Source organism: Streptomyces sp. NPDC104381 (genome assembly GCF_055583745.1).
The window spans coordinates 74,783-97,304 of the sequence record NZ_JBVJNK010000014.1 but is presented as its reverse complement, the minus strand read 5'-3'; the positions used below and the strand labels follow the sequence as shown (position 1 = coordinate 97,304).

Sequence of the window (22,522 nt, the reverse complement as noted above, 5' to 3'; positions counted from 1 at the left end):
TGCCGGAGCAGACACGGAACCCGGACAGAGCGGTCCGCGAGCGAGGAGTCTCCATGGGCGCCACCGCGCATTCAGTGATCGAGAGATCAGCGATCAGGAAGGTCTCGGTCCGGCTCGTCCCCTTCGTGGCCCTGATGTTCTTCGTGAACTATCTGGACCGCACCGCCGTCTCCTTCGCGGAGCCCAACGGCATGGGACAGGACCTCGCCCTCACCGCGGCGCAGTTCGGCTTCGCGTCCGGGGTCTTCTTCATCGGTTACATCATTCTCGAAGTGCCCAGCAACATGGCGCTGCACAAGTTCGGCGCCCGGCGCTGGCTGGCCAGGATCATGGTGAGCTGGGGCGTCGTCGCCCTCCTCTTCACCTGGGTGCAGAACAGCGAGCAGCTGTACACGCTCCGCTTCCTGCTCGGTGTCGCCGAGGCGGGCTTCTTCCCCGGCGCGATCCTCTTCCTCAGCCAGTGGGTGCCCTCCCGGCACCGTACGAAGGTCCTCGGCCTCTTCTACCTGGCGCAGCCCCTGACCACCGTGATCGGCGCCCCGCTGGCCGGCTGGTTCATCAACCAGCACGGGCTCCTCGGCCTCGAGGGCTGGCGCGTGATGTTCCTCGGGGTGTCCGTCCCGGCGATCCTGCTGGGCGTCATCGCCTGGTTCTACCTGATCGACAAGCCGGCCGACGCGAAGTGGCTGACCGCCGAGGAGCGGGACTGGCTGACCGAGGAGCTGGCCGCCGAGAACGCGGGCAAGACCGGCGCCGACGAGAAGAGCAGCCACGGCAGGGAGGCGCTCAAGGCCGCCTTCACCAACAGCCGGGTCTGGACGCTCGCCCTCATCTACTTCGGCTTCATCTACGGCCTGTACGCCCTCGCGTTCTTCCTGCCGACGATCATCAACGGCTTCCAGGAGCAGTTCGGCACGACGTTCAGCGTGATGGACAAGGCCCTGATCACGGCCATCCCGTACCTCCCGGCCGCGATCGTCCTCTTCTTCTGGTCCCGCCACGCCACCCGGCACGGCGTCCGCACCTGGCACATCGCGGGACCGGCCGTCGTCGGCGGGATCTCCATCCCGGTCGCCCTCTACATGGGGTCGCCGGCCGCCACGGTCGCCGTCATCACCGTCACCGCCTGTGCGATCTTCGCCGCGCTGCCGGTCTTCTGGTCCGTCCCCTCGCAGTTCCTGACCGGCGCGACAGCCGCCGCCGGTATCGCCCTGATCAACACGGCGGGCAACGTGGCCGGCTTCGCCGCCGGCTATGTCACCGGCTGGCTGAAGGACTTCAGCGGTGCCTACTACCTGCCGCTGTTCCTCGTCGGGGCCTTCATGCTCATGTCCGCCGCGCTGATGCTGTGGCTCGCCAACCGGTCCAAGGGCCGGGGCGCGCACCACGGCCGGCCCCTCGCAGAGGTCCGCTGATGACCCGCCTGTCCAACGACCCCGCCGCCTTCGCCGACGAAGCGCTCGAAGGCTTCGCCGCCGCCCACCCCCGCAGGGTCCGCCAGGTCCCCGGCGGCGTGGTCCGGGCCACCCGCACCACCCCCGGCCAGGTCGCCGTCGTCGTCGGCGGAGGCTCCGGCCACTACCCGGCCTTCTCCGGGCTGGTCGGCCAGGGCCTCGCCCACGGCGCCGCAGTCGGCAACGTCTTCGCCTCCCCCTCCGCCCACCAGGTGCGCCAGGTGGCGCGGGCCGCCGAGACCGGCGGCGGCGTCCTCCTCGCGTACGGGAACTACGCCGGCGACGTCCTGCACTTCGGGCAGGCGGCGTCCCGGCTGACCGCCGAGGGCATACCCACCCGCACCCTGGGCGTCACGGACGACATGTCCAGCGCCTCACCCGACGAGGCCCACAAGCGCCGCGGTGTCGCCGGTGACCTGGTCGTCTTCAAGACCGCCGCGGCGGCGGCCGAGGCCGGGCAGCCGCTGGACGAGGTCGCCAGGATCGCCGAGCTGGCGAACGCCCGTACACGGTCCTTCGGCGTCGCGTTCTCCGGCTGCACCCTGCCGGGCGCCGACCACCCCCTGTTCAGCGTCCCCGAGGGCCGGATGGCCGTCGGCCTGGGCATCCACGGTGAGCCCGGCATGGGCGAGCGGCCCGTACCGACCGCCGACGAAGCGGCCGAACTCCTGGTCGCCACCGTCCTCGGCGAGCTCCCCGAAGGAGTGGCCTCCCCGCGCGGGCAGCGGGTCGCGGTGATCCTCAACGGCCTCGGCTCGGTGAAGTACGAGGAGCTGTTCGTCGTCTACCGCCGGGTCGCCCAGCTGCTCGCCGAGGCCGGGGTGGAGGCCGTGGACCCCGAGGTCGGCGAGCTCGTCACCAGCTTCGACATGGCCGGTGTCTCCCTCACCCTGTGCTGGCTCACCGACGAGCTGGAGCCCCTGTGGGCGGCCCCGGCCGACGCCCCCGCGTACCGCAAGGGCACCGTGGAGGCGGCGGACCTCTTCGTCCCGGACCCGTCGGCGGAGACCGTCGAGGAGACCGTCCCGCCCGCCACCGACGACTCCCGTGCGGCGGCCCGCACGGTCCTCGCCGCCCTGCGCGTCCTCAAGGACACGGTCGACGTCCACGCCGAGGAGCTCGGCCGGATCGACGCGGTCGCCGGCGACGGCGACCACGGCATCGGCATGCAGCGGGGCTCCACCGCTGCCTACGAGGCGGCGGCCCGCGCCGAGGCGCTCGGCGCCGGTGCAGAAACGCTTCTGCACCGGGCCGCCGACGCCTGGGCGGACCGGGCCGGCGGCACGTCGGGCGCCCTGTGGGGCGTCATGCTCCGCGCGGTCGGCACGGCGCTCGGCGACACCGAGCGTCCCACCGCCCCGGCGGTCGCCGCGGGGGTCGCCCAGGCCGCGGCGGACGTGAGGGAGCTGGGGAAGGCGGAGGTCGGCGACAAGACGATGGTCGACGTCCTCGTCCCGTTCTCGTACGCGCTCATGGCCGCCGCCGAGGCGGGGCAGCCCCTGGCCACCGCCTGGGACACGGCCGCGCACTCCGCGTCCGCCGCCGCCGAGGCCACCGCGGACCTGCTCCCCCGGATGGGCCGCGCCCGCCCGCATGCGGAGAAGAGCCTCGGCACCCCGGATGCCGGAGCCCACTCGCTCGCCCTGATCGTCCGTGCCGTGCACGGCGTGTTCGTACCCACCCTGGAGAACCACTGATGTCCGAGAAGCGGTCCGAGAAGCGGTCCGAGAAGCCGTCCGAGAAGCTCCGCGTCGTCGTCGGCTCCGACGACGCCGGCCACGCGTACAAGGAAGCCCTCAAGCGGGACCTGGAGGCCAGCGGCCTCGTCGCCACCGTCACCGACGTGGGGGTCGACGCGGACGGGCACACCGCCTATCCGAAGGTCGCCATCGCCGCCGCCGAGATGGTCGCCCGCGGCGACGCCGACCGCGCCCTGCTGGTCTGCGGCACCGGGCTCGGGGTGGCCATCGCCGCGAACAAGGTCAAGGGGATCCGGGCCGTCACCGCCCATGACTCCTTCTCCGTCGAGCGCGCGGTCCTCTCCAACAACGCCCAGGTCCTCACCTTCGGCCAGCGCGTCGTCGGTCTGGAGCTGGCCCGCCGGCTGGCCGCCGAGTGGCTGACGTACCGCTTCGACGAGGCGTCGGCGTCCGCGGCCAAGGTCGCGCTGATGGACGACTACGAGAACAAGAACGACGAGAACCACCAGGAAGCCGCAGCCTGATGCCCGCGCAGAACCGCCCCCGGGTCACCGTCGGGGTGAGCCTGAAGATGTACTTCGGCCACCACGAGACCCTCAACTGGGCCCGCAGCATCGCGGATCTGGCCGCCCGGCACCCCGCCGTCACCGGCGGCACGGCCGAGCTGTTCGTGCTGCCCGCGTTCCCCGCGCTCGTCCCGGTCACCGGCATCCTCGCCGGTACGGAGGTACGGACCGGGGCACAGGATCTGGCCACCGAGGACTCCGGTCCGTACACCGGCGAGGTCAGCGGGGCGCACCTGCACGAGATCGGCGCCCGCTACGCCGAGGTCGGCCACGCAGAGCGGCGCCGGCTCTTCGGCGAGGGCGACACGGTCGTCGCCGCCAAGACGGCCGCCGCCCTGCGCAACGGGCTGACCCCGGTGCTCTGCGTCGGCGAACTCGACCGGGTCGCCCCCTCCGAGGCGGCCGCCCGCACGGTCGCCGAGGCCGAGCGGATCCTGGCCACGGCCTCCCACGAGGGCCCCCTCGCCCCGGTCGTCCTCGCGTACGAACCGCAGTGGGCCATCGGCGCCCCCCGGCCCGCCTCGCCCGCCCACATCCGCACGGTCTGCGAGGCCCTGACGGACTGGCTCGCCACGCAGCCCGCCCTGTCCGGCAGCCGCGTGATCTACGGGGGCAGCGCCGGCCCGGGCCTGCTGACCGAGCTGGGCGCGTGCGTGGACGGGCTGTTCCTCGGCCGCTTCGCCCACGACCCGGCAGCGGTGGAACGCATCCTCGACGAGGCGCGGGAAGGAGCCGCCGCGTGTACGGCCTGAGCACCTACGCCTTCTTCTGGCGCATCTCCGACCGGGCCCCGCGCCCCCTCACGCTCGACGAGATGCTGGCGCAGACCCGTGAGCTGGGCGGCGAGGTCTTCCAGATCTGCGACTACCCGCCGATCGAGACGTACGACGACGACCAGCTCGACGCCCTGCGCGCCACGGCGGCCGGCCACGGCCTCACGCTGGAGCTGGGCACCCGGGGCGTACGCACGGAGCACCTCGCCGCGTACCTCCGCATCGCACGGCGCCTGGGCGTGACGCTGGTCCGCTCGATGCTGAACACCCCGGACCACCGGCCGTCCGTCGCGGAGGCCACCGCGCTCCTGCGCGACGCCGTGCCCGCGTACGCGGCGGCGGGGGTCACGCTCGGCCTGGAGACCTACGAACAGGTCTCCACCGACGACCTGCTGGCCGTCGTACGCGGTGTGGACAGCCCGCACCTCGGCGTGGTCCTGGACCCGGGCAACAGCGTCGCCCGGCTGGAGCGCCCGGTGGACGTCGTCGACGCCACCGCCCCGCACGTGGTGAACATCCACGTCAAGGACTTCTCGTTCTCCCGCCGTGACGGCTGGGTCGGCTTCACCTTCGCCGGCTGCCCTCTCGGCGAGGGCCTGCTCGACTACGACGACATGATCCGCAAGGTCGGTCCCGGCGAGCGTGGCATCAACCAGATCGTGGAGCACTGGCTCCCCTGGCAGGGCGGTTTCGAGGAGACCGCCCGCCTGGAGGACCGGTGGACCCGGCACAGCATCAACACCCTTCTGAGGAGCAAGTAATGGCCACCGGGAACAAGACAGTCGCCGTCATCGGGGCCGCGGGCAAGATGGGACAGCGCGTCTCGAACAACCTGGTCGGGAGCGACTTCACCACGCTCTTCTCCGAGAACTCGCCCAAGGGCCAGGAGCTCGTCCGTGAGCTCGGCCGCGAGCTGACGGAGAGCGCCGACGCCGCCGCACAGGCCGACGTCGTGATCCTCGCCGTCCCGGACGTCGTCCTGGGCACGGTCTCCGAGCAGCTCGTCCCGGTCATGAAGCCCGGCGCGATCCTGCTGACCCTGGACCCGGCCGCCGCGTACGCCGGTCTGCTGACCCGCCGCGCGGACGTGCACAACGCGGTGGCGCACCCCTGCCACCCGTCGGTGTTCCTGGAGCGCACCACGAAGGAGGAGTGGGCGGACACCTTCGGCGGTATCGCCGCCCCCCAGGAGGTCGTCGCCTCCTTCGAGCCCGCCTCCGAGGCCCCCGACCCGGCGGCGCGGGAGCTGGCCGAGGCCGTCATCTCCACGATGTACGCGCCGGTCGTCGAGGTGCACTGGGTGACCGTCAAGCAGCTCGCGGTCCTGGAGCCGACGCTCGTCGAGACGATCGCCTGCATGGTCGGCGCCCTGCTGACCGAGGCCCTCCACGAGACCGTCCACACGGTGGGCGTCCCGGAGAAGGCGGCCCGCGCCATGCTGCTCGGCCACACGCAGGTCGCGCTGGCCAACACCCTCAAGGGGTCGAACCCGTTCTCCGACGCGTGCCTGATCGCGATGGACTACGGCCGTGAGTCGATCGTCCGTGACGACTGGAAGAACGTCTTCAAGGACGACGAGCTCGACAAGGTCATCACGCGGATGCTCAAGATCAAGGAGATCAAGCGCTGACCCGGTCCTGACCACCGGCGCCACCGCTCAGGTCCCCGCGGAACCGGGCCGGGCCCTCCATCAGGGGTGGAGGGCCCGGCCCTTCGCATGCCGCTTTCCTTACGAGCCGAGGATGCGGGAGATCCCGTAGTCGAAGCGTTCGTCGAAGGAGGTGTCCTCGAAGTGCCCGGCGGCCCGGGACAGCGAGGGGTACTCCCCCGCGCCCAGGCTTCGGGCGAACGCCGGACCCCGCGCGTCCGGCAGTGCCTGCTCCTCCTGGGCCAGCCCGAGGGTGAAGTAGACCAGCGCCCAGCACGTCCAGACCGCCTCGCGCTCCGGCAGCCCGCCGGCCAGCAGCGCCTCGACCAGCAGCTCGGCGAAGCGGAGGGTGGCGGGCTCGGCGGCGTACGTACCGGCCACGATCCTGGCCCCGTCCCGGTGGGCGAGCAGGGCGCGGCGGTAGCGGTGGAACAGCTCGCGGACGCGCGGCTCCCAGGGTTCGGGCAGCCCCTCGACCGGGACCTCGGCCAGGATCGCGTCCGCCATCAGCTCCAGCAGCCGCGCCTTGGTCTTGGCGTGCCAGAGCACGGTGTTCATGCGTACGCCGAGCCGGTCGGCGATGCCCCGGATCGAGAGCCCGTCCGCGCCCTTCTCGTCCAGCAGTTCCAGCCCCGCGCGCACCACGGCGTCGGGGCCCAGCCGCGTCTGCCCCGGCGCGGATGTCTCCGCCCGCACTTGCTTCTTGGTCACCGACCTAGTCTACTGGGCCTCCCCACCCTTGGTCACTGACCAAGGGATTTGGGCGCCACGAGACAGAGGAGCAGCGTTCATGGAACACGTCGTCATCGCGGGAGGCGGGCCCACCGGACTGTGGCTGGCCGCCGAACTGCGCCTGGCCGGGGCATCCGTCACCGTCCTGGAGGCGCGCGACGAGCGCGACCCCCACTCGAAGGCCCTCACCCTGCACCCCCGCACGCTGGAGATCCTGGCCTTCCGGGGCGCGGCGGAGCCCTTCCTCGCCGAGGGGAGGCGCATCCCCAGCGGCCACTTCGGGGGGCTGGACGACCGGATGGACTTCGGCGTGCTCGACACCCCGTACCCGTTCACGCTCGCCCTGCCCCAGGCCCGTACCGAGGAGCTGCTGGAGGCGCACGCGGTGGCGTCGGGGGCCGTTCTGCGGCGCGGGCACCGGGTCACCGGTCTCACCCAGGACGAGAGCGGGGTGACCGTGGAGGCGGCAGGTCCCGACGGCCCGTACACCCTGCGCGCCGCGTACGTGGTCGGGTGCGACGGCACCCGGAGCACCGTGCGCGAGGCCGCCGGCATCCCGTTCCCCGGCACCGACGCCACGACCTGGGGCTGGCTCGGCGACGTCGTCCTGGACGCCCCGCCCGAGGGCGCGGTGTACGCGGCGTCGGGCCCCGCGGGCGGCGTCATGGTCGTCCCGATGCCGGACGGTGTGCACCGGGTCGTCGGCGGCGACCCCGACAGCAACGGCCCCGACCACCCCGGCGAGCTGACCCTCGCCGCGCTCCGCGCCAAGGTGACCCGGATCGCCGGCACCGACTTCGGCATGCGCGACCCGAGCTGGCTCTCCCGCTTCGGCAACGCCTCCCGCCAGGCCGCCGCGTACCGCGAGGGCCGCGTCCTGCTCGCGGGCGACGCCGCGCACATGCACTACCCGGCCGGAGGCGTGGGCCTCAACGTCGGCTTCCAGGACGCCACCAACCTCGGCTGGAAGCTGGCCGCGACGGTGGCGGGCACCGCACCCGAGGGCCTCCTGGACAGCTACCACGACGAACGCCACCCGGTCGGCGCCGACCTGTTGCTCAGCACCCGGGCCCAGACGGCGCTGATGAACGCCCACGAGGCGGAGGGCCGGGACCTGCGCACCCTGCTCGGCCAACTCATCGCCACCGTGCCCGAGTTCTCCCGCAGCCTGGCCGAACGCCTCTCCGGGCTGGCCGTCACCTACCCGGCCCCGGCGCCCCGCCACCCCCTGACCGGCCACCGCGCGCCCGACCTGCGACTCGGTGACGGCACGGGCCTCTTCGACCTGCTGGGCACCGGCCGCCATGTCCTCCTGCACTTCACCGGCACCCCGGCGCCGCCCTCCACCCCGTACGTCCTCACGCGCACCGCGCCCGAGCCCGACTCCCGCCCCGCCTGGTCCACCGTGCGTGCCGCGCTCATCCGCCCGGACGGACATGTCGCCTGGGCGAGCGAGGAGTCCGGGGCGGAAGCCCTGCGGGCCGAGGCACGAGCGGCGGTGTCCGCCGTCCACCGCTGACCACGGCCGGGGCCGGTCAGCCGTACAGCGCCACGCGGTAGAGATCAGCGAGCGCCCCGTCGATGGGATGGGACTGCGGACGGCCCGAGGAGTCGAGCCTGCTCCACCTCTGCAGATTCACCGCGACGGCCATCTGCCGCTCGCCGTCCGCAGAGGTCATGGCCAGCGTCCCCCCGCCCCAGACCGTGCCACCGTGGCCCCAGAACGCGCCCTGGCCGGGGCCCTCCATCGGGTACAGGCCGAGGCCGTACTCGATGATCCTCCCCTCCTGGGAGACGACCGGGCCGGTGCGCCGCATCTGCTCCAGCGACGACGAGCCGACGATCTTCCCGGCGAGCAGCAGGCGGTAGAAGCGGTTGAGGTCCGCGACGGTCGATATGAGCGAGGCCGTCGGCCCCACGAACGACATGTCGTAGACGCTGTAGTCGCGGGGCGGGTCGATCATGCCGAACCATGCCTCGTAGATCTTCGCGTGGGGCCCGTCGACCTGGGTGCCGGTGGGGAAGCCGGTATCCCTGAGCCCGGCACGCTCGATGACGTCCCGGGTGATGCACTGCTCGGCCGTGGTGCCGGTCACCCGCTCCAGCAGTTCGCCGAGGAGCAGGTAGTTGGTGTTGGAGTACACCCCGGGAGCGCCGCCCGGGGTGCCGACGGCGGGTGCGGTGACCCCCATCCCGATCAGGTCGGCGGAGTGGAACCGGGTGAACCGGTGGTCCTCCAGGCTCTCGGGCCGGGTCTCCGCGACGACGGGGAACCCCTTGAGGGAGGGGTAGGCGTACGGGAGGTACTCGGCGAGGCCGCTGGTGTGGTCGAGCAGCATCCGCACCGTGATCGCCTCCCCTTTCTCCCCGGGAACCAGCTCAGGGAGGTATCGGCCGATGGGCGCGTCGAGGTCGACCCGGCCGCGCTCGGCCTGCTGGAGGACCGCCGCCGCGGTGAAGGTCTTGGTGACGCTGCCGACGCGGTGCCTCAGGCCGGGGGTGACGGGACGGCCGGTGGCGACGTCGGCGACCCCGGCGGCGCCCCGCCAGACCTGGTCGCCGTGTCGGACCTCGGCGAAGAGGCCCGGCATCCCGGCGCGGACGACGTTCTCGATGGCGGCGTCCAGCCCTGCGGTGTCCAGCGCGTTCCTCACGACATGCGTCCTCTCGTGTTGCACGGCACACCGACGGCCCACTGCCAGGCCGTCCGGCGCTCTTGAACCCATTATGCACGCGGTGCGTGCAACACCAAGTGCATACGTTAGGCTGGTGCCGAGGCAAGGGGTGAAACATGGCAGGCAGAAGGCGCTGGTCGACCGAGGAGATCCTGGACGCGGCCGCGGAGTCGCTGCGCACGAGCGACGCCGATTCGTTCAGCGTGCGCAAGCTCGCGGCGGTGCTCGGCACCGATTCCTCCAGCCTCTACCGGCACTTCCGCAGCAAGACGGAGCTGCTGCGCGCGGTCGCCGACCGGATCCTCCTGGAGGCCATGGACGGCTACCGCCCCGAGGGCGACTGGAAGCAGCGCATCATGGCCCTGGCGCTGAACCTGAGAGAGGCGTTCGGCCGGCACCCCCAGCTCGCAGCGACCTGGGGGCGCTACGCGTCGAGCGGCACCGGCTCCCGGATGCTCATGGAAGAGGTGCTTCAGGCCCTGCGCTCGTCGGGGCTCCCCGACGACGAGATCCCGACGCGCTACCACCGGATCGCGGTCCTCATCGCGGCCCTGATCGCCTCCGAGGCCGGGATCAGCACCGTCACCCCCGAGGAGCACGAACAGGGCATGGAGCTCTTCCGGGTGGCGGTGCTGGGCGCCGACCCCGAGCGCTTCCCGGCGCTGGCCCGTTTCGGCCGCGACATCCAGCCGCTCGGCGCGGACCGTCGGGCCGCGTTCGAAGAGCTCCTGGCCGCGCATCTGGACCGGATCGAGGCCGCGCTCCCCCCGGCGTGACCGTGATCTCCATGTGATCGACAGCCCGTAATCTCCCAGCGGACAGGGGAATCGCGGGGCTGCGATCACATGGGGGCGGACGGCACATGACCTACAGACGCGCGGCGATACCGGCACTGGCCGGAGGACTGCTGCTCACGGCGCTGCTGTGGTGGGCGGGGGCGAGCGTGGACGCGCTGCACCTCCGGGGCGCGACGAACACGCTCGGGGGCCGGCTGGTCGCCGATCTCCAGAGCTGGCTCTCGCCCTGGTCGTACGATCCCCCGGACTCCGTCCGGTTCGGCACCGGAACGCTGGGAGAGATCGGGGACCCGGCCACCGCCGACCCCGACCGCTATCTCTCGCTGCACGGGACGGGCATGCAGATCCGGTTCGCCGCGGTCTTCGCCTTCTTCGTACCGGGCGCGCTGCTCCTGGTGCGCCGACTGCCGCCGGTGAACCGCCGGATGCCGGCCGCGCTGGCGGCGGTGTGGGCCTGGGGCATGGTGTCCGGCATGCTGGCGTCGGCCGTCTCCGCGCCCTGGCTGATCGCCTCGACCGGGCGCGGGAGTTACCGGTTCCTGCCCCAGCTCGCGGGCATGGCGTCCTCCGGGCAGCAGATCGTCGCGGTGGCCGCGCTCGTCGCGGCGGTGGTCACCGTGCTCGCCGCCCGGATCACCGCCAGGGGTGCGGGCCCGCTGCCGCTGGGGGCCGTTCCCGTACGGGCCGCCCGCCTGGCGGCGACCGCCGGGACCGCCGTGGTCTCGGTGTCCCTGGTGGTCCTCTCGTACCAGTCCGTGGCCGCGTCCATCCAGACGGTCTCCCTGTCCGGCCGGCTGCTCTCCGAGCCGGGTGACCTGCTGCGCGCCTGGCTGCTGCTCGGCGGCTGGAACGCGCCGACGGGCGGATCCCTCGGCCACTGGCTCCTGTACCGCCTCGCCGATGTGCTGATGCTCGCCGTGGTGTGGTGGGCGCTGCGGCTGCTGCCCGTCCTGCTGACCCGGGCCACCGTGCCGGCGATGGCGGTCGGCGGGGTCTGCGCCACCGTCGTCGGGCTGCTGGCCTCCCAGCTGTTCCAGTTCGCGGTGACCGGGACCGACGCCGGCCTCCGATGGGGCTGGCAGTACCTGGCGGGCGCCCTCGGCGGCCATGTCCCGGCCGCTCTGACCTGGGGTCTCCTGGCGGGCCTCACCGCCGCCGTGACCCTGCGGCCGGCCGGTGGCCGCGCGGAGGCCCCCGGGCCCGTGCCGACGGAGGTCACCACGCCGGTGTGACGGCCGCGGCCCCCGCCCGGTCGCCGGGCGGGGGCCGCGGTGTGCGGAAGAACCGGCCTACTTGCCGAGCACCGCCTTCATCACGTTCCGGGCGATCGGGCCACCCAGGCCACCGCCGGAGATGTCCGAGCGGGAGATGTCCATCGCGGTCGGGTCGATGAAGACAGCGACCGCCACCGACTTGCCGTCGGGCTTCTTGCCGTACGAGACGAACCAGCCGTACGGGACTTCCTTGCTGACGTCGTTGCCGCGCTGCGCCGTACCCGTCTTGCCGCCCACCGTCACACCGTCGATCAGGGCGCGCTTCGCGCTGCCCTCCTTGGCGGTGAACTCCATCATCTCCTGGATCTTCTTCGCGGTCTCCTCCGAGACGGCCTGGCTCTTGAGCTGCGGCTCGTGCTTCTCCAGGGTCGACAGGTCCGGTCCGCGCAGCTCGTCGACGATGTACGGCTGCATCAGCTTGCCGTCGTTGGCGAGGGCGGCGGTGACCATCGCCATCTGCATCGGGGTGCTCGTGAGGCTGCCCTGGCCCATGCCGGTGAGGGCGGTGCCGGGCTTGTCGAGCTCCTGGGGGTAGAGGCTCTTGGTGGCGAGCATGTCGCCGAACGCGTCCGAGTAGACGTCCTCGTTGAAGCCGAACTTCTCGGCCGTCTCCCGCATCCCCTCGTCGCCCACCTTGAGGGCGGCGTCCAGGAAGACGTTGTTGCAGGAGTACTGCATGGCCGTCTTCATCGACGCCTTGCTGCAGGTCGCGTCCCCGGCCTCACTGCTGATCCTGCTGGACGACTGCGGCAGCTGGTACGGGGAGATCGCGTCGGTGTGGGCGTCGACGTCCGTGACGACGCCGTGCTCCAGGGCCGCCGCCGCCGTCAGGATCTTGAAGGTGGATCCGGGCGGGAAGGTCTCGCGCAGCGGGCGGTTGGCCAGCGGCTTGCCCTTGTCGTCGATCAGGGCCTGGAACTTGTCGCCCTCCTTGAAGGAGTTGCCGGCGAAGACCGAGGGGTCGTACGAGGGCGTCGAGACCATGGCGAGGACCTTGCCGGTCGCCGGGTCGAGGGCGACCACCGCGCCCCGCGCGTCGAGGTCGGTCAGGCCCTTGTAGGCCGCCTCCTGCGCCTTCGGGTCGATGGTGGTGATCACATCGCCGCCGCGCCGCTCCTCACCGGTGAGGATGCCCTTGGCGTTCTGGAAGGCGAAGCGCTCGTCCTGACCGCTGAGGACGCTGTCGTACGTCTTCTCCAGGAGGGACATGCCCTGCGCCTGGGAGGCGTAGCCGGTGACGGGCGCGTACATCGGGCCCTGCTTGAAGGTGCGCTGGTACTTGAAGTCGGTCCCCTCGACCTCCTTCGACCCCGTGATCGCCTTGCCGCCCACGATGATGTCGCCGCGCGGGGTGGCGAACTGGGTTATCTTCACCCGCCGGTTGTGCTCATGGGTGGCCAGCTCCTGGCTCTTGGCGTACTGGAGCCAGTTCGTCCGTATCAGCAGGGCCAGCATCAGCAGCCCACAGAAGACGGCTATATGTCGCAACGGCCTGTTCATCGTGCTCCCGCTCCCAGGCAGCCGAGCACACACGCACACGGGCCGCACCATCGATGTCCGGAGGTGATAGATGCGATTTTAGCCTCGATGGTTGCATCGACGGATCACCCCCGGCAGCCGACCGGACAGGTTCCCTCACAGATGCGCGGCGTAGGCGTCCAGCGCGCGCAGCACCTCCGCCTCACCGGCCGGGGGCAGTTGCGCCACGACCTCCTCGATGCCGAGCTCCGCGAAGTGCGCCAGCTTCCCCGGGGAGGGCTGGACGGCGTACGGCACGACATGGAGCTGCTCCGGGTCGCGGCCCGCCTCCTCCCAGGCGGCACGCAGCTTCGGTACGGACTCCGAGAGGCCCCGCCCGCCGATCGGCAGCCAGCCGTCCGCCTCACGCGCGATCCGCTCGAACAGCTTCGGCCCCGCCGCCCCGCCGATCAGGGTGCGCGGGCCGTTCACCGGGCCGCGCGGCCGCTGCACCGGCTTCGGATAGGCGTAGCTGGCCCGGACGGACGCCGACTCGCCCTCGTACGCCGTCGGTTCGTCGGCCCACAGGGCGCGCATCAGCGCCAGCCGCTCGCTGCCCAGCGCACGCCGGGTCGACCACTCCACACCGTGGTCGGCGGCCTCCTCCACGTTCCAGCCGTAGCCGATGCCGAGCGTGAACCGGCCGCCGGAGAGGTGGTCGAGCGTGGCGGCCTGCTTCGCCAGGTCGATCGGGTCGTGCTGGGCGATCAGCGTGATGCCCGTGCCGAGGGTCAGCCGCTCGGTGACGGCGGCCGCCTGGGCCAGGGCGACGAACGGGTCGAGGGTGCGGCCGTACTCGGCCGGCAGCTCACCGCCCGCCGGGTACGGGGACTCCCGGCTCACCGGGATGTGGGTGTGCTCGGGCAGATACAGCCCGGCGAACCCCCGCTGCTCCAGCTCCCGCGCGAGCCTGACCGGTGTGATCGTCCCGTCGGTGAGGAAGATCGTTGTGGCGATCCGCATGCGAGGCACCTCCGTCGTCGTCCGTGACGGCCCACGGTATGCGGTGGACCGCGCCACGGGGCCCACTCCGCCGCGGACACCGTCCCGATTCAGCCGTGACCCCACCGCGCCGGTCGTCCGATTCCGCCGTAACTCCGCCGCCGCCGAAGCCCGTTCGCCTCGTGACGCCCCCCTGCCACACCCCGGAAGGCGAAAGTTAGGTTAGCCTAAGTTTCATTCTGCTCCGTCGCACACGGGAGGCTTTCATGGGTCACGGCTGGGAGGGCGTCGTCCTCAAGCTCTTCCGGGGGCGGGACTTCACGTTCACCGTCACCGGAGCGGAACAGCTCACCGAGGACTTCCGGCGGGTGACCGTCACCGACGGCGGCCTGCTCGCGGCCACGGGCGGCGCACACCCGACCATGTGGGTCAGGCTCTGGTTCGAGCGGGACGGCAAGCCGCACCAGCGCGGTTACACCCTCGTCGACCCCGACCCGGAGGCCGGCACGTTCGCCCTGGAATTCGCCCTCCACGACGGGACCGCGAGCGACTGGGCCCGCGCCGCGCGGCCGGGCGACACGATCGACGCGACGCTCCAGGGCACCCGCTTCTCCCTGCCCGAGCCACGGCCCGCACGGCTCTTCGTGGTGGGGGACGCGGCGTCGCTGCCCGCCGTCAACTCGCTGCTGGACGCGCTCCCCGGCATCCCGGCGACGATCTGGTGCGAGACCGCGCACGCCTCGGACGAGAAGCTGCCGTTCCGGCTGGACGCGGACCACCACACCCTGCACACCGTGCCGCGCCGGGACGGGGGCGCCCACCTGGTCTCCGAGGTGAAGGCGGCCCTGCCCCGCCTGCTCGGCGAGGACGCGTCGGACGCGTACGTCTGGATCGCCTGCGACACGGCGACGACGCGGACCCTGGCCTCGTACGCCCGCAAGGAGCTGGCCGTCCCCAAGGAGCGGGTGAACGCGCTGGGTTACTGGCGCGCGGACTGACCCGCGCCCGCTCAGTCGTCCACGACGAACGCCGGGGTCTCCTTCGTCAGCACCTCACCGCGGAAGAACGCCGGGCCTCGACGGCGCATGGCCTCCATCAGCACCACACCGAGCAGCAGCAGCCCGACGCCGATGACGAAGACGGAGCCGACACCGAGGACGGAGGACCCGGATCCGTACGCCGGGTCCCACATGTCGTACAGGGTCTTGCCGAAGACCGCCGTCAGCAGGATGCCGCCCACCACGGGGAAGAGGCCCTTGAGGAAGAGGTCGCGGACGGACCGGGTGAGCTCCGCGCGGAAGTACCAGGCACAGGCGAAGGCCGTCAGCGCGTAGTAGAAGCAGATCATCAGCCCGAGCGCGTAGATGGTGTCCACCAGGACGTGCTCGCTGACCAGGGTCATCACCGTGTAGAACGCGCCGGTCGCGACCCCCGCGACGACCGTGGCCCTTCCGGGCGTACGGAACTTCGGGTGGACCTTGGCGTAGGAGGCGGGCAGCGCCTCGTACGCGGCCATCGCCAGGACCGTGCGCGCCACCGGGATGAAGGTGGTCTGGAGGCTCGCGGCCGCGGAGGCCAGCACCGCCACGAAGAGCAGGATGCCGAGGCCGGGGCCCATGACCGGCCCGGCCAGGGCGGCGAAGACGTTGTCGGAGGTGTCCGGGTTGGCGAGGCCCAGGCCGGATCCGCCGGTGCCGACGGCCATCTGGGCGGCGATGCCGGTGGCGAGGTAGGAGCCGACCAGGACGACCATCGCGATGAGCGCGGCGCGGCCGGGCGTCCTCTCCGCCCCGGTGGTCTCCTCGTTGGCGGTGAGACAGGTGTCCCAGCCCCAGAACATGAAGATCGAGAGCGACAGCCCGGCCGTGAAGGCGGCGAAGGACCGGACGGCGAACGGGTTCAGCCAGGACCAGGAGAAGTCCGTCGAGGTCGCGGCGAAGTCGCCGCTGCCCGCCTTCTGCACGGCCATCGCCACGAACACCGCGAGGACCACGAGCTGGAGGGCCACGAGGGTGTACTGGAGGCCCTTGGTGGCCGTCATCCCCCGGTAGCTGATCGCCGTCGCGACGGCGATCAGCAGGAGGCAGGTGAGGATGTGGACCGGCTTGCTGTCGTCCAGGGAGGCGACCGCGTCGCTGCCGGAGAGCTCGCCGGCCAGCAGCCAGAAGTAGGAGGTGGCGACGCCCGCGAGGTTGGACAGGACGATGATCGTGGCGATCACCAGACCCCAGCCGCACATCCAGCCCAGGCGCGGCCCGAAGGCCTTCACCGTCCAGGTGAACGAGGTACCGCAGTCCGGCACGGCCTTGTTGAGCTCCCGGTAGGCGAAGGCGACCAGCAGCATCGGCAGGAACCCGGCCAGGAACACGGCGGGCATCTGCACCCCCACCTCACCGGCGGTGGAGCCGAGGGTGGAGGTCAGGCAGTACACCGGGGCGACGGTGGAGATGCCGAGGACGGCGCTGCCCATCAGGCCGACGGAGTTCCCGCCGAGGCCCTTCTCGCGTACGCCGCCGTCGGCCGGGGCGCTTTCCCGTACCGTCTCTCCGGCCCGTGGCCGCGCGTCCAGCTCAGTCATGGAGAGGACGCTATGCGCTGCGGTTTCCATATCCGGAGGGTGAGACTCCGATGTCTCACCCTTGAATCGCCACGCCCGTACGACAGTTGAGCGCACACATCGAAGGCTCCGGATGAACACAGCCTTGCAATCAATGCACAGGAATGCGGCCGAGAAGCGTACGGGAACCGCACCCCTGTCCGCTTTGTGCGGATTCAAAAATTTCCCGCCGCCCCTGGACGGGCCCTGATCAGGGCTTGCGGTACAGCTCCTCGATCTCCGCGTCGAAGTCCCGTGTGATCGCGTCCCGCTTCAGCTTCAGCGACGGGGTGAGGTGCCCGCTCTCCTCGGTGAAGTCCTTGGGCAGGACGGTGAACTTACGGATCGACTCGGCGCGCGAGACCAGCCGGTTGGCCTCGTCGACCGCGCGCTGGAGAGCGGTGCGCAGCTCCTCGTCGTGGACGAGCTCGCGCAGGGGGACGTCCTCCTTCTTCCGCATCCGGCGCCAGTGGGCCAGGCCGTCCGGCTCCAGAGTGATGAGGGCGCTGATGAACGACCGGTTGTCCCCCACGACCATGCACTGGCTGACCAGCGGGTGGGCGCGCAGCCAGTCCTCCAGCGGGGCCGGGGTGACGTTCTTGCCGCCGGACGTGATGATGATGTCCTTCTTGCGGCCGGTGATCGTGAGGTAGCCGTCCTCGTCCAGGGCCCCGAGGTCGCCCGTCGGGAACCAGCCGTCCTCCGTGTACGGGGTGGCCGCGCCGCGCTCGGTGTCCCAGTAGCCGCCGAAGACCTGGCCGCCGCTGAGCAGCACCTCCCCGTCGTCCGCGATCCGCACGGCGGTGCCCGGCAGCGGCCAGCCCACCGTGCCCAGGCGGGGTTTGAGCGGCGGGGTGACCGTGGCGGCGGCCGTGGTCTCGGTCAGGCCGTAGCCCTCGAAGATCTGGATGCCGGCCCCCGCGTAGAAGGCGGCGAGCCTGCGCCCCAGCGGGGATCCGCCGCAGATCGCGTACCGGACGCGGCCGCCCAGGGCCGCCCGGATCCGCCGGTAGACCAGCGGGTCGTAGAGGGCGCGGGCGGCGCGGAGCCCCAGGCCGGGGCCGGGGCCCGTGCCGTGCTCGGAGGCCTCGACGGCCTCGCCGTAACGCCGTGCGATGCGGGCCGCGCGGTCGAAGGAGGAGGCGCGGCCCATCTTCTCGGCGGTGGCCCGGCCGGTGTTGTAGACCTTCTCCAGGACGTACGGGATGGCCAGCAGGAACGTCGGCCTGAAGCCCGCCAGGTCCGCGAGCAGATCCTCGGTCCGGATGGACGGCGCGTGCCCCAGCCGCACCCGGGCCCGCATGCAGCCGATGGCCACCATCCGGCCGAAGACATGGGAGAGCGGGAGGAACAGGAGCGTGGAGGCGGGGTCCTTCGAGACCGACTTGAAGACCGGGTGGAGCAGCTCGATGGCGTTGTCGACCTCGGCGAAGAAGTTCCCGTGGGTCAGCACGCAGCCCTTGGGGCGTCCCGTGGTGCCGGAGGTGTAGATGAGGGTGGCGGGGCTGTCCGGTTCCAGGGCGCCGCGCCGCTCGGCGACCGCCGCGTCGGGTATGTCCTTGCCGGCCGCCTTCAGCCGGCCGATCGCCCCCGTGTCGAACTGCCACAGATGGGTGAGGTCCCCGAGCTGCTGCCGCTCCTGGCTGACCAGCCGGCCCTGCTCCTTCGTCTCGACCGCGCAGGCGGCGGCTCCGGAGTCCTGGAGGATCCAGCGGGTCTGGAACGCCGACGAGGTGGGGTAGACGGGCACGGTGACCAGCCCGGCCGCCCAGGACGCGAAGTCGAGGAGCGTCCACTCGTAGGTCGTACGGGCCATGATCGCGATCCGGTCGCCGCTCCGGAGCCCCTCCGCGATCAGCCCCTTGGCGACGGCCTGGACCTCGGCGGCGAACGCGGCGGCGGTCACGTCCTGCCAGCTGCCGTCGTCCTGCTTACGGCTGAGGACCGGCTCGGAGGGGGCCTCACGGGCGTTGTCGAAGGGGATCTCGGCGAGCGAGCCCCGCAGGACGGCCGGCGCGAACGGCGGTACGGAGACTTCCCGTACCGCACCGTCGGCGTCCCTGACCCTGGTCGGCTCGACCAGGACGGGAACGGTGGGCGCGGCGGATGCGGCGGATGCGGTGGCGGGCGTGGTCACGAGCGGCTCCTCGACAAGGGGTCCGGCGCCGGGCCCCGTCCCTGGGGCTCCGGCGCCGAGGCGGCTGCTGGGTGCGCGGGTCGTTCACGTACTGCGGTGCGGCGGGCGCGGGTCGTTCATGCGGTGCGGTACGGCAGGTGCGGCCCGGCCGGGGATGGATTCCGTCGGCGGTCAGGGGCGTTCGAGGATGGCGGTGACCCCCTGGCCGCCCGCGGCGCAGACCGAGATCAGGCCCCGGCCCGGCGCGTCCCGCTCCGCGAGGAGCTTGGCCAGGGTCGCCACGATCCGGGCGCCCGTCGCGGCGAAGGGGTGACCGGTGGCGAGGGATGATCCGACCACATTCAGCCGGTCCCTGTCGACGGGTGCGAGCCCCTGTTCCTCCCAGGACGCCAGGGTGGCGAGCACCTGGGAGGCGAAGGCCTCGTGGATCTCGAAGAGGTCGAAGTCCCCGACGGTCAGCCCGGCGCGCTCCAGCATGCGCGGCACGGCGTACGCGGGCGCCATCAGCAGCCCGTCCTCACCGTTCACGTAGTCCACGGCGGCCGTCTCGTACAGCGACAGGTAGGCCAGCGGTTCCAGGCCGTGGGCCTCGGCCCACTCCTCGCTCGCCAGCAGCACGGTGGCCGCGCCGTCGGTGAGCGGCGTCGAGTTGCCCGCGGTCATCGTCGCGTCCGGGTGGTCCGCGCCGAACACCGGCTTCAGCGTGGCGAGTTTCTCCACCGTGGAGCCGGGGCGCAGGTTCTGGTCCCGGTCGAGACCGAGGTACGGGACGACGAGGTCGTCCAGGAAGCCGCGTTCGTACGCCGCGGCGAGCCGCTGGTGGCTGGTGGCGGCCAGCAGGTCCTGGTCCGCACGGGCCACTCCCCACGTACGGGCGGTGACCGCGGCGTGCTCGCCCATCGAAAGCCCGGTACGGGGCTCGGCGTTGCGCGGGATGTCCGGGACGAGGTGCCCGGGGCGCACGGCGGAGAGGGCCTTGAGCCGGGCGCCCGTCGACCTGGCGCGGCGCGCCTCCAGCAGGATCCTGCGCAGCCGGTCGTTGACGCCGAGGGGCGCGTCGCTCGTGGTGTCCGCGCCGCCCGCGATCGCCGAGTCGACGGCACCCAGCGCGATCTTGTTGGCCGCCGCGATGACGGCCTGGAGACCGGTGCCGCACGCCTGCTGGATGTCGTACGCGGGTGTGCGCGGGTCCAGCGCGGAGCCCAGGACGGTCTCGCGGGCCAGGTTGAAGTCCCGGCTGTGCTTGAGGACCGCGCCGGCGACGAACTCGCCGACCTGCTGCCCCCGCAGGCCGAAGCGTTCGACGAGCCCGTCCAGCGCGGCGGTCAGCATGTCCTGGTTGGACGCCCGTGCGTACGGGCCGTCGGAGCGTGCGAACGGAATACGACTGCCACCGATGACCGCGACACGGCGCGGCTGCGGAAGTGCGAGGGGAATCAACGCGACCAGCTCATCTCGACAACTCCTGACCCTTGAGTAACCTTACTCAGGAGTAAATCTACGACCGAGCAGGAGTCCAGACAATGGCCGACCGCTATCTGCACTTCACCGGCACGGCATCCGGCCGCTTCCTGACCCGCAGGCTCGGCCTGCCGCAGCCCGCGCCGCTGCGCCGCTGGACACTCGAAACCCCTTCCCTCGACGGGCCGTTGCTGCACCTCACCGCAGGCAGCTCCGACCGCACCGGAGCCCTCGGCCCGGTGCTCGCCGCGACCGGCCTGAAGGCCGTCGACCGGGCGGAACGCCCCGCCGCCGTCGTCCTGGACGCCACCGGCGTCACCACGGCCGCCGGCCTCGCCGACGTACACGCCGCACTCCACCCCGTCGTACGGTCGTTGGCCGGCGGCGGCCGCGTCGTCGTCCTCGGCACCACGCCGTCCCCCGACGACCACCACCAGGCGGCCGCGCAGCAGGCCCTCGAAGGGTTCGTGCGCTCGCTCGGCAAGGAGATCGGCAGGGGCGCCACCGCGCAGCTGCTGCGGTTCGCCCCCGGAGCGGACACCGCCTCGGCGGAGTCCACCCTCCGCTTCCTGCTCTCCCCCCGCTCCGCCTACATCAGCGGCCAGGTCGTCGAACTCACCGCCGACGCACCGGGCGAGGTCGCCGACTGGGCCGCGCCGCTGACCGGACGCACCGCGCTCGTCACCGGCTCGGCCCGCGGCATCGGCGCGGCCGTCGCCTCCGTCCTCGCCAGGGACGGCGCCCAGGTCATCTGCCTGGACGTCCCGCAGGCCGAGGAGGAACTGGTCCGCACCGCCGACCGGCTCGGGGCCACCGCCCTGCCCCTGGACATCACCGCGCCGGACGCCGCCGACCTGATCGCCGCGGCCGTCCCCGACGGCCTCGACGTCCTCGTCCACAACGCGGGCATCACCCGGGACCGCCGGCTCGCCAACATGCCCGCCGACCGCTGGGCCTCGGTCATCGACGTCAACCTCGACAGCGTCCTGCGCACCACGGACGCCCTCATCGGGTCGGGCACCCTGCGCCGCGGCGGCCGTATCGTCGCCACCGCCTCCATCGCGGGGATCGCGGGCAACAACGGCCAGACCAACTACGCGGCCAGCAAGGCGGGCATCATCGGCCTGGTCCGCTCCCTGGCCCCGCGCGCCGCCGCCGAGCACGGCATCACCGTCAACGCCGTGGCGCCCGGCTTCATCGAGACGAAGATGACCGCCGCCGTGCCGCTCCTCATCCGCGAGGCGGGCCGCCGGATGAACTCCCTGTCCCAGGGCGGCCTTCCGGTCGACGTCGCCGAGACCACCGCCTGGTTCGCCCAGCCCGCGTCCGGGGCCGTCAACGGCCAGGTCGTACGGGTCTGCGGCCAGAGCCTGCTGGGGGCGTGACCGATGACCGGTCTGAGCCTGTCCCTCGTCCGCGGGGCCGTCACCTCGCCGTTCAAGCACGCCGGACGCCCCGGCGCCACCCTGCCCGCCACCCGGGAGGTGCTCCCGGCCGGCCCCGCCGCCCCCGGCCCCCTCGCCGCGTACCTCACGGTCTGCGGCTTCACCGGGCGGGACACCCTGCCGCTCACCTACCCGCACGTCCTGGGCTTCCCCCTGGCCATGCGGCTGATGACGGGCCGCGGCTTCCCCCTGCCGGTGCTGGGCCTGGTCCACACCTGGATCGAGATCACCGGACACCGGGAGCTGCGTCCGGCGGACGCGCTCGAACTCACCGTGTACGCCGATGAGCTGACGCCCCACCGGCGGGGCACGGAGGTCACCGTGGTGACCGAGGCGCGGCGGGCGGGCGAGCTCGTCTGGGAGTCACGCAGCGGCTATCTGTCCCGCCACACCACCGGTGCCCCCGCCACGCCCGCGCCGCCGCCGGCCCCGCTCCCCGAGCTGCCCGCCGTGAGCGAATGGCGGCTGCCCGCCGACCTCGGGCGCCGGTACGGGGCCGCGTCGGGCGACCGGAACCCGATCCATCTCCACCCCGTGACGGCCCGGCTGTTCGGCTTCCCCCGTCACATCGCGCACGGCATGTGGACCGTCGCCCGCTGTCTGGCGGAGGCCGACAGCGGTGCGGACACCGGCGGGACGGACACCGCCGGAGCGGGCCGGATCCGCTCCGTACGGGCTGACTTCAAGGCTCCCGTCCTGCTGCCCTCCACCGTCACGTACGCCGCCGACGGCACCGCCTTCCAGGTGCGCGGCGGCAGCCGCATCCACCTCTCCGGACGCATGACCCGGGAGGGCTGAGCGGCG

Annotated in this window: 19 protein-coding genes; 12 read left to right on the top strand and 7 right to left on the bottom strand. The window is 72.3% G+C overall.

The annotated features are described in order from the left end of the window. The first annotated feature begins 53 nt into the window (after nt 1–53). Genes ACZ607_RS34670 through ACZ607_RS34645 form a run of 6 tightly spaced genes read left to right on the top strand, consistent with a single transcriptional unit; the run spans nt 54 to nt 6,123 of the window. Nucleotides 54–1,415: an MFS transporter gene (locus ACZ607_RS34670; protein WP_469741836.1), complete on the top strand. Its 1,362-nt coding sequence runs from the start codon at nt 54–56 to the stop codon at nt 1,413–1,415. Further along, entirely contained in the window at nt 1,415–3,151 is a 1,737-nt protein-coding gene (locus ACZ607_RS34665) for a dihydroxyacetone kinase family protein (RefSeq protein WP_469741834.1), read from the top strand. Before ACZ607_RS34670 ends, ACZ607_RS34665 begins: the two co-directional genes overlap by 1 nt. Continuing rightward, nucleotides 3,151–3,678 (top strand): ribose-5-phosphate isomerase, encoded by a 528-nt coding sequence (locus ACZ607_RS34660; RefSeq protein WP_469741832.1) that lies wholly within the window; start codon nt 3,151–3,153, stop codon nt 3,676–3,678. Before ACZ607_RS34665 ends, ACZ607_RS34660 begins: the two co-directional genes overlap by 1 nt. After that, nucleotides 3,678–4,472: a triose-phosphate isomerase family protein gene (locus ACZ607_RS34655; protein ID WP_469741830.1), complete on the top strand. Its 795-nt coding sequence runs from the start codon at nt 3,678–3,680 to the stop codon at nt 4,470–4,472. Before ACZ607_RS34660 ends, ACZ607_RS34655 begins: the two co-directional genes overlap by 1 nt. Then, complete coding sequence (locus ACZ607_RS34650) at nt 4,460–5,254, top strand: sugar phosphate isomerase/epimerase family protein (protein WP_469741829.1); 795 nt, start codon at nt 4,460–4,462, stop codon at nt 5,252–5,254. The genes ACZ607_RS34655 and ACZ607_RS34650 overlap by 13 nt, the downstream gene beginning before the upstream one ends. After that, on the top strand, nt 5,254–6,123 hold the full coding sequence (locus ACZ607_RS34645) for a phosphogluconate dehydrogenase C-terminal domain-containing protein (RefSeq protein ID WP_469741826.1): 870 nt from the start codon (nt 5,254–5,256) through the stop codon (nt 6,121–6,123). The genes ACZ607_RS34650 and ACZ607_RS34645 overlap by 1 nt, the downstream gene beginning before the upstream one ends. A gap of 99 nt (nt 6,124–6,222) precedes the next feature. On the opposite strand, the gene ACZ607_RS34640 is transcribed toward ACZ607_RS34645, so the two are convergent. Then, entirely contained in the window at nt 6,223–6,852 is a 630-nt protein-coding gene (locus tag ACZ607_RS34640) for a TetR/AcrR family transcriptional regulator C-terminal domain-containing protein (RefSeq protein ID WP_469741824.1), read from the bottom strand. Nucleotides 6,853–6,931: 79 nt separating this feature from the next. On the opposite strand from ACZ607_RS34640, the gene ACZ607_RS34635 reads away from it, so the two are divergent. After that, entirely contained in the window at nt 6,932–8,392 is a 1,461-nt protein-coding gene (locus tag ACZ607_RS34635; RefSeq protein ID WP_469741821.1) for an FAD-dependent monooxygenase, read from the top strand. A 16-nt stretch (nt 8,393–8,408) separates the two neighbouring features. Here the strand turns inward: ACZ607_RS34635 and ACZ607_RS34630 are convergent, their stop codons facing one another. After that, entirely contained in the window at nt 8,409–9,527 is a 1,119-nt protein-coding gene (locus tag ACZ607_RS34630) for a serine hydrolase domain-containing protein (protein WP_469741819.1), read from the bottom strand. Nucleotides 9,528–9,664: 137 nt separating this feature from the next. Between ACZ607_RS34630 and ACZ607_RS34625 the strand changes: the two genes are divergently transcribed. Further along, nucleotides 9,665–10,324, top strand: coding sequence for a TetR/AcrR family transcriptional regulator (locus ACZ607_RS34625; RefSeq protein ID WP_469741815.1), 660 nt, complete (start codon nt 9,665–9,667; stop codon nt 10,322–10,324). An 86-nt stretch (nt 10,325–10,410) separates the two neighbouring features. Then, complete coding sequence (locus tag ACZ607_RS34620) at nt 10,411–11,577, top strand: hypothetical protein (RefSeq protein WP_469741813.1); 1,167 nt, start codon at nt 10,411–10,413, stop codon at nt 11,575–11,577. 57 nt (nt 11,578–11,634) lie between these two features. Here the strand turns inward: ACZ607_RS34620 and ACZ607_RS34615 are convergent, their stop codons facing one another. After that, the gene (locus ACZ607_RS34615; protein ID WP_469741811.1) at nt 11,635–13,119 is read right to left on the bottom strand and encodes a peptidoglycan D,D-transpeptidase FtsI family protein; all 1,485 of its coding nucleotides are present in this window, start codon (nt 13,117–13,119) and stop codon (nt 11,635–11,637) included. 135 nt (nt 13,120–13,254) lie between these two features. Then, nucleotides 13,255–14,100, bottom strand: coding sequence for an LLM class F420-dependent oxidoreductase (locus ACZ607_RS34610; RefSeq protein ID WP_469741809.1), 846 nt, complete (start codon nt 14,098–14,100; stop codon nt 13,255–13,257). A 245-nt stretch (nt 14,101–14,345) separates the two neighbouring features. Between ACZ607_RS34610 and ACZ607_RS34605 the strand changes: the two genes are divergently transcribed. Then, nucleotides 14,346–15,077, top strand: a complete 732-nt coding sequence (locus ACZ607_RS34605; protein WP_469741807.1) for a siderophore-interacting protein — start codon at nt 14,346–14,348, stop codon at nt 15,075–15,077. Nucleotides 15,078–15,088: 11 nt separating this feature from the next. Here the strand turns inward: ACZ607_RS34605 and ACZ607_RS34600 are convergent, their stop codons facing one another. The 3 genes from ACZ607_RS34600 to ACZ607_RS34590 form a co-directional block, all read right to left on the bottom strand. Continuing rightward, nucleotides 15,089–16,657, bottom strand: a complete 1,569-nt coding sequence (locus tag ACZ607_RS34600; protein ID WP_469741805.1) for an APC family permease — start codon at nt 16,655–16,657, stop codon at nt 15,089–15,091. A 229-nt stretch (nt 16,658–16,886) separates the two neighbouring features. Then, on the bottom strand, nt 16,887–18,812 hold the full coding sequence (locus ACZ607_RS34595) for an AMP-dependent synthetase/ligase (RefSeq protein ID WP_469741803.1): 1,926 nt from the start codon (nt 18,810–18,812) through the stop codon (nt 16,887–16,889). A 171-nt stretch (nt 18,813–18,983) separates the two neighbouring features. After that, a complete protein-coding gene (locus ACZ607_RS34590; protein WP_469741916.1) occupies nt 18,984–20,261 on the bottom strand; it encodes an acetyl-CoA C-acetyltransferase in 1,278 nt (425 codons plus the stop codon). Nucleotides 20,262–20,335: 74 nt separating this feature from the next. On the opposite strand from ACZ607_RS34590, the gene ACZ607_RS34585 reads away from it, so the two are divergent. Both ACZ607_RS34585 and ACZ607_RS34580 read left to right on the top strand, forming a co-directional pair. Then, on the top strand, nt 20,336–21,658 hold the full coding sequence (locus ACZ607_RS34585; protein WP_469741801.1) for a 3-oxoacyl-ACP reductase: 1,323 nt from the start codon (nt 20,336–20,338) through the stop codon (nt 21,656–21,658). A 3-nt stretch (nt 21,659–21,661) separates the two neighbouring features. Then, nucleotides 21,662–22,516, top strand: coding sequence for a MaoC family dehydratase (locus ACZ607_RS34580; protein ID WP_469741799.1), 855 nt, complete (start codon nt 21,662–21,664; stop codon nt 22,514–22,516). The last annotated feature ends 6 nt before the right edge of the window (nt 22,517–22,522 follow it).